This is a genomic window from Enterobacter cloacae complex sp. P38RS (assembly GCF_014930775.1).
Taxonomy (GTDB): domain Bacteria; phylum Pseudomonadota; class Gammaproteobacteria; order Enterobacterales; family Enterobacteriaceae; genus Enterobacter; species Enterobacter bugandensis.
Window position 1 is genome coordinate 124770 of sequence record NZ_JADBRS010000016.1, and the last position, 16023, is coordinate 140792.

A 16023-nucleotide genomic window follows, 5' to 3' on the forward strand; every position below is an offset into this window, starting at 1 on the left:
TCTATGTCTGGCGGTACGTTGCTGGCTACCATTATGGGGATCCGTCATTTCAAGGAATAAACGCTATGACAAGACGTTACCTGAAAATTTTACTGGTGGGGAGCCTCTTCACCCTTAGTGCCTGTGCACAGCAAACCGAAGTCCGCCAGATGAAACAAAGCGTGAATACGCTCAACACGGCGATGGACAAACTGAACAAAGAAACGGTGAAGATCACCCAGCAAAACGCGCTGAACGCCAAATCCACCAGCGGGGTATATCTGCTGCCTGGAGCGAATACGCCTGCCCTGCTTAATAGCCAGATTGGCACGCTGAAGATGTCTCTGGTGAATGTGGCGGCGAATGCGGATGGTACGCGCGCAACATTACGTATTCACGGTGAGTCCAACGAGCCGCTGCCCGCCTTCAGCGGCACCGTAGAGTGGGGCCAGATCCAGGGCACCACGGAGAGCTACCAGGAGGTGAACGTGAAGAACCAGCTGTTCACCGCTCCGGCCAGCGTGTTAGCGCCCAGCGATGTGGATATTCCACTTCAGCTAAGCGGACTTACGCCTGAGCAGTTAGGCTTTATCCGCATTCACGACATCCAACCTGCCGCGCAGTAATCCCTTCCTTTTGAGCGGAGTGAAATGTCACTCCGCTAACATTTACATTTCGTATGGATTGGCAACAGAAATGATTGCCGCTACAATCCCGGCCGTTTAAAGTACGCAAACGTGAACGCAATCGATTACGCGTGTGAGAGATATGTGAAACAACACATATTTTTGTGAGCAGGGATTCCTATAATAGGCACCGCAGAAACACGAAATATTTAGAAACGCAATTCGCGCATTTTTCACTCCCGGAAGGGAATTTCAATCAGTGGCATGATTATGAAAAAAACATTACTCGCAGCCGGTGCAGTTCTGGCACTGTCCTCCTCTTTCACTGTTAACGCAGCGGAAAACGAGAAACCACAATACCTCTCCGACTGGTGGCACCAGAGCGTTAACGTGGTAGGCAGCTACCACACCCGTTTCGGACCGCAGATCCGCAACGATACCTACCTGGAATATGAAGCGTTCGCCAAGAAAGACTGGTTTGATTTCTACGGCTATATGGATGCGCCTGTGTTCTTCGGTGGTAACACCGATGCAAAAGGTATCTGGAACCACGGTTCCCCACTGTTCATGGAGATTGAACCGCGCTTCTCCATCGACAAACTGACCGGTACCAGCCTGGCGTTTGGTCCGTTCAAAGAGTGGTACTTCGCGAACAACTACATCTACGACATGGGCCGCAATAAGTCCGGTCGTCAGAGCACCTGGTATATGGGTCTGGGTACTGACATTGACACCGGCCTGCCGATGAGCCTGTCCCTGAACGTGTATGCAAAATACCAGTGGCAGAACTACGGCGCAGCGAATGAAAACGAGTGGGACGGCTACCGTTTCAAAGTGAAATACTTCGTGCCAATTACCCAGCTGTGGGGCGGTAATCTGAGCTACATCGGTTTCACTAACTTTGACTGGGGCTCAGACCTGGGCGACGACGATTTCCGTGACCTGAACGGCAAGAAAGCGCGTACCAACGATTCCATCGCCTCCAGCCACATCCTGGCGCTGAACTACGATCACTGGCACTACTCTGTTGTTGCGCGTTACTGGCACAACGGTGGCCAGTGGAACGACGACGCGAGCCTGAACTTCGGTAACGGCGACTTTAGCGTCCGCTCTACCGGCTGGGGTGGTTACCTGGTCGTGGGTTACAACTTCTAATCAGTGCGGGATTGTGCGGGCTGGTGCCCTCACCCCTTCCCTCTCCCATGGGAGAGGGTGCAAACACAAAAAACGGCAACATCGTTGCCGTTTTGCTTTTACCTCGCCACCCGGCTTTTTACTGCTTCACCTTGCGCAAAAAATCCGCCAAAGACCTGTCCGCACTCTCACTGAACCGCCTCTCCGTCATTACAACATTGAGACACCGGTCGAGCCGGAAACAGCGGTAGTCATCGCGCCGTTCACACCATGCCGCCAGCAGCCAGCGCTCTCCCCAGAAGAACAACCCCAGCGGTTGCACCTCACGTTTTGAGAGTAGCCCGGCTTCATCACGATAATGCAGCGCCAATACGCGCTGAGCGGAAATCGCCTGGTGAATCATGTCAAAATCGCTGCGGGAGTGGCTTTGCATGCAAAAATCCGGGGCGTAGATCCGCGTCTGCTCCGCCTTTCTGCGGCTCTCCTCGGGCAGAATAGCAAGCACCTTCTCCTGGGCCGACTCCAGCTCGCGCGACAGCGATTCACCTCCCCAGGTTTTGAGCAGGCGAATCGCGACCATCAGCGCTTCGGATTCCTTATTTGTCAGCATCAGCGGCGGCAGGTCAAAACCCGACATCAGCCGATATCCGCTTCCCGCCTCGCCTTCCACCGGGACGCCGGAAAGCGACAGGTCGCGGATATCGCGGTAGACCGTGCGCTCGGACACGCCAAGCCGGTCCGCCAGATGCGCAGCCGTTGTCAGACGCCTGCCCCGCAGGATCTGCACAATCTGAAACAAACGGTCAGCGCGTCGGGTCATAACGTCATTCGCTCTCAGGCAGGTTGATGAAGGCCGACGCGGTTACCCTCGCTGTCGGTAAACAGTGCGATAGTGCCGATACCATGCGGCAGTTCCAGCGGGCCAAACACGCACTCGCCGCCCGCAGAGGCAATGCGATCGAGCGTGGCCGCCAGATTGTCAGTATGCAGGTAAATAATAGCGCCCTGCAAAGAGGGCGTAACGCCGTCAAATTTTGCCAGCGCTCCTCCGGTGGCGGGATCCTCATGCGGGAAAACCGCCAGCTCGGCAATGTCCATTTTCTCGCGACGCAGCGCGAGCTGCATCACCTGCTCATAAAATTTGATGGCGCGATCCATATCCGAAACCGGAATTTCAAACCAGTTAATTACGCTTTTCATACATCCTCCTGCCTGTTGTGTGGGTTCAGAAGGAGTCTACGGCAGGGCTCCTGACAGCATACTGTCAGGAGTGTTTGTCAGGAGCAGATAAAAAAAATCCCGGTCAACAGACCGGGATTCCGATAACGCGCTAAACGTCGCCTTACGGCAGAATGGACGGCTGATCCGCCCCTTCTTTCTCGACCTTCTGCTGGAGCAGGTGCTCGCGCTTCATGCCAAGTTTCAGTGCCAGAGCGGACGCCACGTAAATAGACGACGCCGTACCGATGGAGACACCGATCAGCATGGTCAGCGAGAAGCCTTCCAGCACCGGGCCACCGAAGAGGAACAGCATCAGGATCACCATCAGGGTAGTACCGGAGGTGATCAAGGTACGATGCAGCGTCTGGGTCAACGACACGTTAAAGATTTCGTACGGCGTGCCGCGACGGATCTTACGGAAGTTTTCACGGATACGGTCAGATACCACGATACTGTCGTTCAGTGAGTAACCGATTACGGACATAAGGGATGCCACGATGGTCAGGTCAATCTCAATGTGGAACAGAGACAGTATGCCCATGGTGATCACCACGTCGTGCGCCAGGGCGATAACCACACCGGCCGCAAGTCGCCACTCGAAGCGGAAACCGACGTACACCAGGATGGAGATCAGCGCCACCAGCAGCGCCATGGCGCCGGTTTGCGCCAGGTCCGCACCCACGCTCGGGCCGACGAACTCAATACGCTTGACCGCCGCGCTCTGGCTGGTGGTCTCGTTAATGACCTGTACGACCTTGCTGCCCAGCTCCTGGCTGCCGTTGGCATCGTGCACCGGCGGCATACGCACCATGATGTCGCGGCTGCTGCCGAAGTTCTGCAGCAGCGGCTCTTCAAAGCCCGCTTTCTGCAGCGATTCGCGCATCTGGTCCATATCGACCGGTTTTTCCAGGGAGATCTCGATGACCGTACCACCGGTGAAATCGAGACCCCAGTTAAAGCCTTTCACGCCCATAATGACGATGGACAAAATCAGCAGTAAACCTGAAATGCCGAAGGCCCAGTAGTCCCAGCGCATAAAGTCCCAGACTTTACGGCCATGGTTCAATTGTTCAACAGTATATTCCTGTGCCACAACGCACTCCTCAGATAGACAGCTTTTTGACGCGCTTGCCGCCGTACAGCAGGTTCACGATGGCACGGGTGCCGACAATAGCGGTAAACATTGACGTTGCGACACCGATACCGGTGGTAATCGCAAAGCCTTTGATCGCGCCAGTACCCACTGCATACAGGATAAGAACCTTAATCAGTGTTGTTACGTTCGCATCGAAGATAGAGCTGAACGCGCCTTTATAACCTTCGTCAATCGCCTGCTGGACAGAGCGACCGTTGCTCAACTCTTCTTTGATACGTTCGTTAATCAGTACGTTGGCGTCGACCGCCACCGCAAGGGTCAGAACGATACCCGCAATCCCCGGCATGGTCAGCGTCGCCCCCGGCAGCAGGGACATAATGCCGATGATCAGCACCAGGTTTGCGATCAGCGCGGAGGTCGCAATCAGACCGAACTTCTTATAGAAGAAGATCATGAAGAGGATAGAGACCGCCAGACCGGCCAGACACGCTTCCAGACCCTGCTGGATGTTTTGCATACCCAGGGTTGGACCAATGGTACGTTCTTCAACAATCTGAATTGGCGCAATCAGCGCACCGGCACGCAGCAGCAGCGAAAGCTGACGCGCTTCGTTCGGGTTGTTAATACCGGTAATACGGAAGCTGTTACCCAGACGAGACTGGATGTTGGCGATGTTAATCACCTCTTCCTCTTTCACCAGCACCGCACGACCGTTTGCATCTTTCTTACCGCTGTCTTTGTACTCCACGAACAGGGTCGCCATCGGTTTGCCGATGTTGTCCTTGGTGAAGTTAGACATGATGTTACCACCCGCGCTATCCAGCGAGATGTTAACCTGCGGCTGGTTGTACTCATCCTGGCTTGAAGTGGAGTCGGTGATGTGGTCACCGGTCAGGATCACGCGCTTGTACAGCACAACCGGCTGACCTTCACGGGTCTGTTTCACTTCGGAGTCACCCGGAATACGGCCAGACGCCGCGGCAGACTGATCGACATTGGAGTTCACCAGACGGAATTCCAGCGTCGCGGTCGCACCGAGGATCTCTTTCGCACGCGCGGTATCCTGGATACCCGGCAGTTCAACCACGATACGGTCAGCACCCTGACGCTGTACCAGCGGCTCAGCCACGCCCAGCTGGTTTACACGGTTACGCAGAATGTTGATGTTCTGCTGAACGGCATATTCACGCGCTTCTTTCAGACGCGCATCGGACATCACCGCACGCAGCTGGTTGCTGCCCTGAGAGGTGATCACCAGGTCACGGTGACGTTGGGTCAGGTAATCTACAGCCTGATCGCGCGCCGCGCTGTCGCGGAACGTGATGCTCATGCCGTAGTTATCTTCTTTACGCACGGTAGTGTATGGGATGCCTTTGTCGCGCAGATCGCTGCGCAGGCTGTCGATATTCTGTTCCTGCAGCTTGCCGAGCGCGGTATCCATATCCACTTCCATCAGGAAGTGAACGCCGCCACGCAGGTCAAGACCCAGCTTCATTGGCTCTGCGTTCAGCGCAGCCAGCCAGCGAGGGGTTGCAGGAGCAAGGTTAAGCGCCACGACATATTTGTCACCCAGCACGCCCATCAGCGCTTCGCGAGCGCGGAGCTGCGTGTCGGTGGTGTCGAAGCGAGCAAGAATTGCACCCTCTTCCAGAGCCACAGACTTAGCGGTAATTTTTTCTTCTTGTAACGTTTTCTGGACCTGGATCAGCGTTTGCTCACTGGCGGCGACACCGCGCGCGCCAGTGATTTGAACGGCCGGATCCTCACCATACAGGTTGGGAAGCGCGTACAGCAGGCCGACGATAATCACGACGACCAGCATGATGTACTTCCACAAAGGATAACGGTTTAACACGGCAGTTCCCTTTGGGAAAAGTTGGGATTACAGCGCCTTCATGGTGCCTTTCGGCAGAACGGCAGCTACGAAGTCACGTTTGATAACCACTTCAGTGGTGTCGTTCAGGGCGATAGCAATGTAGCCGCTTTCAGCCACTTTGGTTACGCGGCCGACCAGACCACCGTTGGTCAGCACTTCATCGCCTTTCGCGATGGAGTCCATCAGCTTTTTGTGCTCTTTGGTACGCTTCTGCTGTGGGCGCAGGATCATGAAGTAGAAGATCAGACCGAACACAACCAGCATCAGGATCAGAGACATCGGGCTGCCCTGCGCCGGAGCACCTGTTGCCGCTACCGCATCAGAAATAAAAAAGCTCATTCAAATTCCCTCATTATTAATATTAATCAACGTTCAACGGTGGAACATCCCGCCCCTGACGTTGGTAAAAATCGGTCACGAAGCTCTCTAATTTACCCTCTTCGATAGCCTTGCGTAAACCAGACATTAAGCGCTGATAGTAGCGAAGATTATGAATCGTATTGAGACGCGCGCCCAAAATCTCATTACAACGATCGAGATGATGCAGATACGCGCGAGAATAATTGCGACAGGTATAGCAATCGCACTCGGAATCGAGCGGGCTGGTGTCACTCTTATGCTTCGCGTTACGGATTTTCACCACGCCATCGGTAACGAACAGATGACCGTTACGCGCGTTGCGGGTTGGCATCACGCAGTCGAACATATCAATGCCGCGACGTACGCCTTCCACCAGATCTTCGGGTTTACCCACACCCATCAGGTATCGTGGTTTATCCGCCGGGATTTGCGGGCAGACGTGCTCCAGAATGCGGTGCATGTCTTCCTTCGGCTCACCCACAGCCAAACCGCCGACAGCGTAGCCATCAAAACCTATCTCTACCAGACCTTTAACAGAGATATCGCGTAAATCTTCGTAAACGCTGCCCTGAATGATGCCGAACAGCGCATTTTTGTTCTGCAGGGAGTCAAAACGGTCGCGGCTGCGCTTCGCCCAGCGCAGAGACATCTCCATAGAGCGTTTCGCGTAGTCCCAGTCTGCCGGGTACGGCGTACATTCATCGAAGATCATCACGATGTCGGAGCCGAGATCGTACTGAATCTCCATCGACTTTTCGGGATCGAGGAAAATCGGATCGCCGTTGATCGGGTTACGGAAGTGTACGCCCTGCTCGGTGATCTTGCGGATATCGCCCAGGCTGAAGACCTGGAAGCCGCCGGAGTCGGTCAGGATCGGGCCTTTCCACTGCATAAAATCGTGCAGATCGCCGTGGAGCTTCATGATCTCCTGACCTGGACGCAGCCACAGGTGGAAGGTATTGCCGAGGATAATCTGTGCGCCCGTGGCTTCAACTTCTTCCGGCGTCATCCCTTTTACGGTGCCGTACGTGCCCACAGGCATAAACGCGGGGGTTTCCACCACGCCGCGATCAAACACCAGGCGACCGCGACGCGCGCGGCCATCGGTGGTATCGAGTTCAAATTTCATTTTTTCTCCGACGTCAGAAAAACAGTCCAACGTTGTCATACGGTGCCGCGGACTTATTCCCCGACACGCTCATTCAAAGCCAGCGGATTGTACGTGATAAACATCGCGTCCCCGTAGCTAAAAAAGCGATATTTTTGTTCTACCGCAGACTTGTACGCATTCATCGTATGCTGATAACCCGCAAACGCAGAGACCAGCATAATCAGCGTCGATTCAGGCAGATGGAAGTTGGTCACCAGCGCGTCAATCACTTTGTACTGATAGCCCGGGTAGATGAAGATCTGCGTATCGCCAAAGAACGGCTCGATAAGACCGTTTTTAGCTGCCTGCGCGGCGCTTTCCAGTGAACGCACGGACGTCGTACCGACGGCCACGACGCGGCTACCGCGCGCTTTCGCCGCCAGCACTGCGTCCACCACATCCTGCGGCACTTCGGCATACTCGGAGTGCATGATGTGGTCTTCAATGCTGTCCACGCGCACCGGCTGGAAGGTGCCCGCGCCGACGTGCAGCGTCACAAACGCCATCTCAACGCCCTTCGCGCGCAGCTTTTCCAGCAGCGGTTCATCAAAGTGCAGACCTGCGGTTGGCGCCGCGACCGCGCCAGGCTTCTGGCTGTAGACGGTCTGGTACAGCTCGCGATCGGCCTCTTCGTCCGGGCGCTCAATGTACGGCGGCAGCGGCATATGGCCGATGGCGTTCAGGATATCGAGCACCGTACGTTCGTCGTCGAACGCCACCTCGAACAGCGCGTCGTGGCGCGCGGTCATGGTCGCCTTGATGCTTTCGTCATCACCCAGCAGCAGCTCCGCGCCCGGCTTCGGCGCTTTGGAAGCGCGAATATGTGCCAGAATACGTTTATCATCGAGCATACGTTCGACCAGCACTTCAATCTTGCCGCCGCTGGCCTTACGGCCAAACAGGCGCGCCGGGATCACGCGGGTATTGTTAAAGACCAGCAGATCGCCAGGGTTGAGCTTGTCGAGCAAATCGGTGAAAGTACCGTGCGTCAGCTCGCCCGTTGGCCCATCCAGTGACAGTAAGCGACAGCTGCTGCGCTCAGGCATGGGATAGTGAGCAATCAGGGATTCAGGTAGTTCAAAGGAGAAATCGGCGACGCGCATGACGTATACTCGTGACTTAAAAACAGGCGGCATAGTCTAGTGCTCACACCCTTTTGCTGCAACAACTAGCCGCCACTGGACAAATAAAACGCATGAATTTTCTCGCTCACCTGCATCTCGCTCACCTCGCTGACAGCTCCCTTTCCGGCAATTTGCTGGCCGATTTCGTGCGCGGCAACCCCGCTGAAGCGTATTCTCCCGAGGTTGTCGACGGGATTTTTATGCACCGCCGCATTGATGTCATCACTGATAATCTGCCCGAGGTGACGGAAGCGAAAGCGTGGTTTCGCCCTGAAACGCGCCGCGTTGCGCCGATCACGCTCGACGTGATGTGGGACCACTTCCTGTCTCGCCACTGGGAACAGCTCTCGCCGGAGATGCCGTTGCCGGCGTTTGTGCGCTACGCCCACCAGCAGGTGTCGATCATTCTGCCCGATTCGCCGCCGCGCTTTGTGAATCTGAATAACTACCTATGGTCGGAACGCTGGCTGGAGCGCTATCGCGAGATGGACTTTATCCAGAATGTCTTGAATGGTATGGCGAGCCGTCGCCCGCGGCTGGATGCGCTGCGCGACTCCTGGTACGACCTGGATGAGCATTACGATGCGCTGGAGAGCCAATTCTGGCAGTTCTATCCGCGCATGATGGCGCAGGCGAAAAACAAGCAGCTCTGACAGCACGATCATTGATAGGTAAAAGCTGGCGGAACGATTGTCACCACCTCTTTGTCTTATCAACGAACACTCTCTATACTGGCTCGCGTTGCGTTCCAAATAACCTTAGTATCTACAGGAGAATCATATGGTTCTGGTAACTCGTCCGGCTCCGGATTTTACAGCTGCAGCAGTTCTGGGCAACGGTGAAATCGTTGAAAACTTCAACTTCAAACAGCACACCAACGGTAAAGCGACCGTTCTGTTCTTCTGGCCAATGGACTTCACTTTCGTTTGCCCGTCTGAGCTGATCGCGTTCGACAAACGTTATGAAGAATTCCAGAAGCGTGGCGTGGAAGTGGTTGGCGTCTCCTTCGACTCTGAATTTGTACACAACGCATGGCGTAACACCCCTGTCGAAAACGGCGGCATCGGTGCGGTGAAATACGCGATGGTTGCGGACATCAAACGCGAAATCCAGCAGGCTTACGGTATCGAACATCCGGACGCTGGCGTTGCGCTGCGCGGTTCCTTCCTGATCGACGCAAACGGCATCGTTCGTCACCAGGTTGTGAACGATCTGCCGCTGGGTCGTAACATCGACGAAATGCTGCGCATGGTTGACGCGCTGCAGTTCCACGAAGAGCACGGCGAAGTGTGCCCGGCTCAGTGGGAAAAAGGTAAAGAAGGTATGGCTGCTTCCCCAGACGGCGTTGCTAAATACCTGTCAGAGAACGTATCCAGCCTGTAATCGGCACGGTTTACGAAGAAGGCCCGCTTATGCGGGCCTTTTTTTATGCCTTACGCTGCGTCTCTCGCCAGATGCGCCAGGCCATTCCCGCCAGCAGAATTACGCCCGCAATTAGCACGCCCCACACCAGCAGCGCGTTCATCCGGCTCTCCCGCTCGGACGCAGAGGTAGCGGTCAGACGCCCCTCGCCGCCTAACGCGACATCATCCAGAATGTCGGCCTGCGGCAGGTGCTCCATATCATAGGTTTTGCGCAGGTCGGCTGGGATCAGCATGTCAGGCTCCACGCTGGCAGGCTTTGCAGCGCCATTACCCCAGGCAAGCACGTATGGCGCTTTTCCCTGCGCGTTGAACACCAAATCATAGCGGTCACGATGCCCGGTGACGCCCGGCAGGTATTCCGGCAGGCGCGCATTCAGCGTCGTGATTTTCACCGCCTGCACCAGGCCTCCGCTAAGCGAAACCGGTGGAGACGTTTTGCCCTCCAGACGGTAAAGCACCTCTTTTTTCAGGGGGTGCCATGTGTCTTTTTCCGTACTCCGCCACGCTATCTCCAAGGGAAGGACGCCGTCGCCATTCAGTAAAATGCTGATAGCACTCAGCGGCTGCGGCTGCGCCCAGTGCCACTGCGCTTCGCTTGTCGATAGCTGCTCCCCTACCCCCTCAAGAGCGATCGCGTCCGGCGTCGCCCGCGCAGGAGCGCTAATCGCGTTAACGCCGGTTAAGGTCACCCCCTGGCTCTGAGCATTCAGCACAACCAGGAGATAGCGATTCGTATCGGGAGACAAAACGATATCGGTATCGATCCGATCGAGCTTAAGACGATCCTGCCCGCTCATCACGTCCAGCAGCGGCATATCCTCGCGCAGGGTATACCAGCGCTTAAGATCCTCGCTGTAGTAGACCGACGCCGTTCCCTGCCACGGCGCCTGCGGGGTATTCCAGAGCAGCTGCAGCTGGGACAGGGCAATCTCACCCGTAGACTGCTCCGGCAGGGTCAGCAGATAATGCTGCCCGGCTGCGGCGGCTTTTTGCCCCTCCAGCACAATCTCTACGCCGTTTCCGGAACGGAGCAGGATCTTATCGCTGCCCTCATCCCCACGCGCAGGCGCAAGCGGTGAGGCGTCCAGAGGAAAGAGGCGCAGCGCCGTGGATTGCGCTGCCGCCTGCGGACGCGTCGCGGTGACCAGGCTGAAAGGAACCGGCTCGCCCGACTGGTTAAAGACGCGAACGTCATGCAGATCCGGCGACGTGCTCTGCGTATAGACGGCGAGCGGCAGCGTCACCCGATACCACTGGGAAGGAGCAGACGTATCCAGCGAGCGGCCAAAGGCATAGTCCCGGGGCGATTCCGTTTGTACCTCGTCGCAGAACGCCGGGCCTGCAAGCGCCAGCAGAGCGGTACAAGCTACCGCTTTCATCCATTTCATTTTTCATCTCCTGTTTTGGGCGGTAGCGGCGAGAAATACCCCACAATCAGCACCAGTATTGCCACGCCGATAAACGCCACCGCACGCGACAGACCGCCTCCACCCGCGCTGTCCACCAGCATCAGTTTAACCATCACCACGCCCAGCAGCGCGGCACCGCCAAGCCACTCCTGACGGGAAGCCCTACGGGTGGCGTGGACCATGATGACCAGCGCGCTCAGCATCCAGAACAGGGCAAACGAGGTCTGGATCAGCCGCGAATCCCACAGCGACGCCATATTCCAGGCCACGTCGCCGTACCAGGCCAGGGCGCGCATCAGCGCACCGTTAAGCCACCAGAAGCCAAACGCCATAATCGCGACGACAGGCCACGGACGGGCCTGCGAGAGCTGTGTCGGGTAGTAGCGATCCACCGCCCGGTAAAAGACCACCAGCCCCAGCAGCGCGAACGCCGCGCCTTCTTCAAGCGGGTTCACCAGCGGCAGCCAGGTCTGACGATAAACCACGCCGTCCTGGAAATTGGTCACCACCAGCAATACCAGCAGCGCCGCGAGCACGGGGATCGGTGCTATGCACGCGTAGAGCTCGGGCCACTCCCGGAATGGCCACCCGCTACGGCGCACCGCCGCAGAGAGCGCCATAATCACCCCGCCGCCTGCGGCCATCGCCAGCCCGCTGCCCCAGGCCGCCATGCCCCACGGCAGCGACCGGGCAAACCAGTAAAGCTCCGCCGCCAGCGTCAGTAATATCATCCAGAACAGCGCCAGATGCAGCCCCATAGAGATGCGCGGCGCTAAACGGGCGCCGTCGCGCCGCAGCAGCATCAGCGCGGCGGGAAGCGCAATACCCCAGGCCAGATTTGACCAGCCGGCGGCAAACATCTGCTGGTGCGAGAGCTGATAACCCACCATCAGCAGCATCAGCGGCCACAGCAGCCATTTGCTGGCATCCAGCTCCCGCCATGCCAGACGAACGGCAGCCTGCCGCCAGCCCCAGACCGACGCCGCCGTCAGCGCCAGCACGCCTGCCAGAACAGGCAGTTCCTGCTTCAACACCAGCCGCGACGCGCCAAATAGCGCCACGAGCCAGAACAGCAGCCCGCCTGCCAGCAGCGCCCAGCTAACCGGCAGAAAGAGGTTCCGCCACAGCCAGGCCGCAGCCAGCCAGCAAAGGCTGAGGATGGCGAAGATAAGCAGCAGGCTCAGCGGCGTAACGCCGTTCATCTGCGCCCACAGCGCGCTGCCGAGCGCCAGCACCAGCAGTGCCGTGCCGCTATAGCTCATGCGCCGCTGCTGCTGTTGCATGCCCAGCCAGAGGATACCCAGCCCTTCCAGCGCCCAGGCCATCGCCGTCCAGCGCGCGGAGAGCGCCAGCGGAATGGCGAGCGTGGCAAACCCGCCGCCGATGGCCAGCGCCGCAAGAACCAGCGGTCGTCCGAGGGAGGGATAGCGCCGCAGGGCGAGGAACGCGAGGGTGAGATAAAATGCGCCGTATCCCAGCGCGCTCAGCGCAGGGCCATATTCCCAGTGCTGCGTCATGCCGTACTGCATCCCAAAGCCTATCAGCGGCGGGGCAAACAGCAGCACGCCGTCAATAATCTGCTTTCCTTTCTCCTGCGCCCGCAGCGACAGCGCCACGCTCAGCACGCCGAATATCAGCGTATTAGCAATCAGGAACAGCTGGCAGATCCAATAGTCTTCAGGCTGGTACTCACTTAGCCCCCACAGGCCGCCCACGCCAAAGGTAAAGAGCAGCCCGAGCAGGTTGAGCTCTCGCCAGTGCTGCCAGATGCTGATGGCGAGAATGCCGATAGAAAGCAGGAGATAGAAGGAAAACAGCGCCACAAAGTTGCCGCCCCCGGTAGATAGCAGCAGCGGCGCAAGATACCCGCCGAGGCTCGCCAGCATGGCAAGGCTCAGTGCTTTCTGCAGCACGGCCAGCCCAACGCTCGCGGCGCAAATCACCACCAGTAGCGCAAAGGCCAGCGTCGTCGGCAGCATCTGCCAGAGCCGGAAGGCGCCAAAGACCGTCAGGTAGAGAATGCCCGTCGCGCCGCCCTGTAAGATAAGCGCGTAGATCGGCTGCTTGTGCCGCAGCCGCCACCCAACCGCCAGCAGCACGATGGCAAACAGCGCCGTCGCCACCAGGCGCAGCTCAAGCGGGAACAGGGAGTGTTCAACGGTATAGCGCAGCAGGAAAGAGAGGCCGAGGAAGAGCAGCAGAATGCCAAGCTTCGCCAGGGGATTACCCTGCATAAACCAGCGCGTCAGCGACGTCACAATGCCGCCAAAGGCAGATGGCTGTTTAGCCGCAGGCGCAGGGGCCGGAGCGGGTTTTGCCTCGGCTGTAGGAATGTCGGGACGCCAGGGATCGACAGGCGCGGGCGCGTCCTCAGCCACCGGCGCGGTCACGACAGCCGGAGTGACCGCATGCACCTGTTCTGTCTCCGGCGCTACCTGAGCTGCGCCGCGCTGCTCAAGCACCTCAATGCGCTGGCGTAGCCGGGCGATCTCCTGCTGCGCCGCCGTGCTTCGATTAAACCCGATAACCGCAAGCACGGGGGCAACCAGCAGCGCAAAAACCAGGAATAAACAGCCAAGGATGTAAAGCTCGTCCATGTTTCCACCTTCACCGTAAACGATCCGTTAAGATTGACACAAATCGTTGCATTTGCGCCATCTTAAAAGGGGAAACTTTAGCGCATTAGCTGCCGAGCCAGACCGTCGCGGATACCGCAGGCAGCGCCAGCACGCCATCCTGTATCGTCGCCTTGCCCTCTTTGTTCGTCCACGTCGCCACCTTAAGCAGCGGCGAATCATCCAGCACCACTTCGCAGGCCTCGCCCCGGTTAATCGCCACCAGCACGCGCTGCTGATTATAGACGCGGACAAAGACCACCACATTATCGTGGGCGTACGCCACCTGGCAGCCGCCGTAGCGCAGGGCGAGACTCTGTTTGCGCAGCTTCGCCAGCCGCTGATACAGACTGAACAGCACCTTATCCTGTTTCTCTGCCTCCCACGGGAAGGTTTTGCGGCAGAACGGATCGTTGTTGCCGTCCAGCCCCACTTCGTCTCCGTAGTAAATGCACGGTACGCCCGGCCAGGTGAAGAGCCAGGTGACCGCCAGCGGCAGACGCGCCACATCCTTGCCGAGCAGGGATTTAAAGCGCGCGGTGTCGTGGCTATCGAGCTGGTTAAACATCCGCAGCTGCTGCTGATGCGACAGGCCAGCGCGATAGTTATCCATCCACGCGGCGCAGGTTTCGGCGTCGATATGGTTCGGATCGTAGGAGATATCGGTGTTAGCCAGGAATCCCCACAGCGGGAAGGTAAAGCCGCGATAGTTCATCGCCGCATCTTCGGCATCATTTTGCAGCCACTGGCGCGCGTCGCCAAAGTGTTCGCCAAAGACAAACGCCTCCGGCTGAGCCGCTTTCGCCGAACGCGCGATCCCGGCCACGTGCTGAAGGTTATTTCGCGCCCCGCCCGCTTCACCGAGCATATGCACTACATCCAGACGCCAGCCGTCCATATTCCACGGCGCCTTCAGCCAGTGACGCACGATGCTGTCTTCCCCGCCGTAAATCTCGTTCACCAGTGACGGCGACTGGAAGTCCAGCTTCGGCAGGCTCGCGTAGCCCAGCCAGTCCAGCGCGCGCCCCTCCTCGTTAAAGCTGTACCAGTCACGTTGCGGCGAATCCGGGTTATGGCATGCTCCCCCCATCGACTGGTTATGCCGGTCAAACCACGCGTGCGAATCGCCGCTGTGGTTGAAGACACCGTCCAGAATGAGGCGCATGCCTTCTTTTTGGGTGTTCTTACGCAGGCGCAGCAGCGCCTCGTCACCGCCAAACTGCTCGTCAACGTGGCGATAATCTTCGGTATCGTATTTGTGTACGCTCGGGGCTTTAAACACCGGGTTGAGGTACAGCGCCGTCACGCCGAGCTTTTTCAGGTACGGCAGCTTTTCGCTGATGCCGTCGAGATCGCCGCCGTAGAACGTCGAGCCGCCCGCCTGCGCCGTCACCGGTTCATCCCATTTTTTCAGGATGATGTCGTGACCCGCGGCATGATGGTAATAGACCTTGTCCTGGCCGGCGGTGCGTTTTTCGCTGCGCGCAAAGCGGTCCGGGAAAATCTGATAAAAGACCTGATCGTTAACCCACTGCGGGCCGTTATCCGGGTAATCGACGGCGAACTGCTCCAGCCGGGCCGGAGGGAAACGGCTAAACCCCTGCGGGGTAAACCACAGCTGGCGGTTGTTCCATAAAAGCTTAAAGCTATAGCGACGGCGCGGCTGCCCGGTGCGCAAATCGATATTCGCCCGCCACGCCGTAATCCCCGGCTGCGGCTGGCTGCGCAGCTTGTGCATTTTCAGCCCGGTCTCTTCGTTATCAATTTCGGCGCGGAGCGTCACGCGTTCCGGCTGATTTTCCCCCGCCAGCCAGAGCGTAATCACAAGGTTGTCTTTGTTTTGCTTAACAAATGGGGCAACCGGAAGGTGCCAGGCATTTAACATCACGAATCCCCTCTGATGAAATTGACGTCACCTTGCCACAGGGTGGTTAAGGATAGCTCACCATGACGAAATTTATTGGGGGAGGAGGACGGGGGAGGAGGCAAAAATCCCCTCTCCCGGGAGG

General features: G+C 57.7%; 14 protein-coding genes. 4 read left to right on the forward strand and 10 right to left on the reverse strand.

Annotation, left to right across the window (positions count from 1 at the left end; all coding sequences use genetic code 11):
* Window positions 1-65: 65 nt before the first annotated feature.
* Together IM303_RS17850 and IM303_RS17855 are read left to right on the forward strand one after the other, a co-directional pair.
* Entirely contained in the window at window positions 66-605 is a 540-nt protein-coding gene (locus IM303_RS17850; RefSeq protein WP_150142945.1) for a DUF3251 domain-containing protein, read from the forward strand.
* A gap of 270 nt (window positions 606-875) precedes the next feature.
* The gene (locus tag IM303_RS17855) at window positions 876-1760 is read left to right on the forward strand and encodes a nucleoside-specific channel-forming protein Tsx (RefSeq protein WP_028012146.1); all 885 of its coding nucleotides are present in this window, start codon (window positions 876-878) and stop codon (window positions 1758-1760) included.
* A gap of 118 nt (window positions 1761-1878) precedes the next feature.
* Here IM303_RS17855 and IM303_RS17860 read toward each other — a convergent pair whose 3' ends face one another.
* The 7 genes from IM303_RS17860 to queA form a co-directional block, all read right to left on the reverse strand.
* On the reverse strand, window positions 1879-2559 hold the full coding sequence (locus IM303_RS17860; protein WP_028012145.1) for a YafY family protein: 681 nt from the start codon (window positions 2557-2559) through the stop codon (window positions 1879-1881).
* 14 nt (window positions 2560-2573) lie between these two features.
* Window positions 2574-2939 carry a VOC family protein gene (locus IM303_RS17865; RefSeq protein WP_192986311.1) on the reverse strand — a complete coding sequence of 122 codons (366 nt, stop codon included), beginning with the start codon at window positions 2937-2939 and terminating at the stop codon, window positions 2574-2576.
* A 142-nt stretch (window positions 2940-3081) separates the two neighbouring features.
* Window positions 3082-4053 (reverse strand): protein translocase subunit SecF, encoded by a 972-nt coding sequence (gene secF, locus IM303_RS17870; RefSeq protein ID WP_047367602.1) that lies wholly within the window; start codon window positions 4051-4053, stop codon window positions 3082-3084.
* 10 nt (window positions 4054-4063) lie between these two features.
* Window positions 4064-5911 (reverse strand): protein translocase subunit SecD, encoded by a 1848-nt coding sequence (secD, locus tag IM303_RS17875; RefSeq protein ID WP_075206586.1) that lies wholly within the window; start codon window positions 5909-5911, stop codon window positions 4064-4066.
* 27 nt (window positions 5912-5938) lie between these two features.
* Window positions 5939-6271 carry a preprotein translocase subunit YajC gene (yajC, locus tag IM303_RS17880; RefSeq protein WP_000007630.1) on the reverse strand — a complete coding sequence of 111 codons (333 nt, stop codon included), beginning with the start codon at window positions 6269-6271 and terminating at the stop codon, window positions 5939-5941.
* Between the two features lie 22 nt (window positions 6272-6293).
* A complete protein-coding gene (gene tgt / locus IM303_RS17885; protein WP_045259930.1) occupies window positions 6294-7421 on the reverse strand; it encodes a tRNA guanosine(34) transglycosylase Tgt in 1128 nt (375 codons plus the stop codon).
* 53 nt (window positions 7422-7474) lie between these two features.
* On the reverse strand, window positions 7475-8545 hold the full coding sequence (queA, locus tag IM303_RS17890) for a tRNA preQ1(34) S-adenosylmethionine ribosyltransferase-isomerase QueA (protein ID WP_028012140.1): 1071 nt from the start codon (window positions 8543-8545) through the stop codon (window positions 7475-7477).
* Between the two features lie 92 nt (window positions 8546-8637).
* On the opposite strand from queA, the gene acpH reads away from it, so the two are divergent.
* The gene (acpH, locus tag IM303_RS17895) at window positions 8638-9219 is read left to right on the forward strand and encodes an ACP phosphodiesterase (protein WP_041911095.1); all 582 of its coding nucleotides are present in this window, start codon (window positions 8638-8640) and stop codon (window positions 9217-9219) included.
* A 127-nt stretch (window positions 9220-9346) separates the two neighbouring features.
* Window positions 9347-9949: a peroxiredoxin C gene (locus IM303_RS17900; protein WP_003859113.1), complete on the forward strand. Its 603-nt coding sequence runs from the start codon at window positions 9347-9349 to the stop codon at window positions 9947-9949.
* Between the two features lie 43 nt (window positions 9950-9992).
* Here IM303_RS17900 and IM303_RS17905 read toward each other — a convergent pair whose 3' ends face one another.
* The 3 genes from IM303_RS17905 to malZ form a co-directional block, all read right to left on the reverse strand.
* Window positions 9993-11378 carry a DUF3999 domain-containing protein gene (locus IM303_RS17905; protein WP_193360139.1) on the reverse strand — a complete coding sequence of 462 codons (1386 nt, stop codon included), beginning with the start codon at window positions 11376-11378 and terminating at the stop codon, window positions 9993-9995.
* Window positions 11375-13996: a DUF2339 domain-containing protein gene (locus tag IM303_RS17910; protein ID WP_193360140.1), complete on the reverse strand. Its 2622-nt coding sequence runs from the start codon at window positions 13994-13996 to the stop codon at window positions 11375-11377. Before IM303_RS17910 ends, IM303_RS17905 begins: the two co-directional genes overlap by 4 nt.
* Window positions 13997-14081: 85 nt before the next feature.
* Entirely contained in the window at window positions 14082-15899 is a 1818-nt protein-coding gene (malZ, locus tag IM303_RS17915) for a maltodextrin glucosidase (protein ID WP_193360141.1), read from the reverse strand.
* Between the last annotated feature and the right edge of the window lie 124 nt (window positions 15900-16023).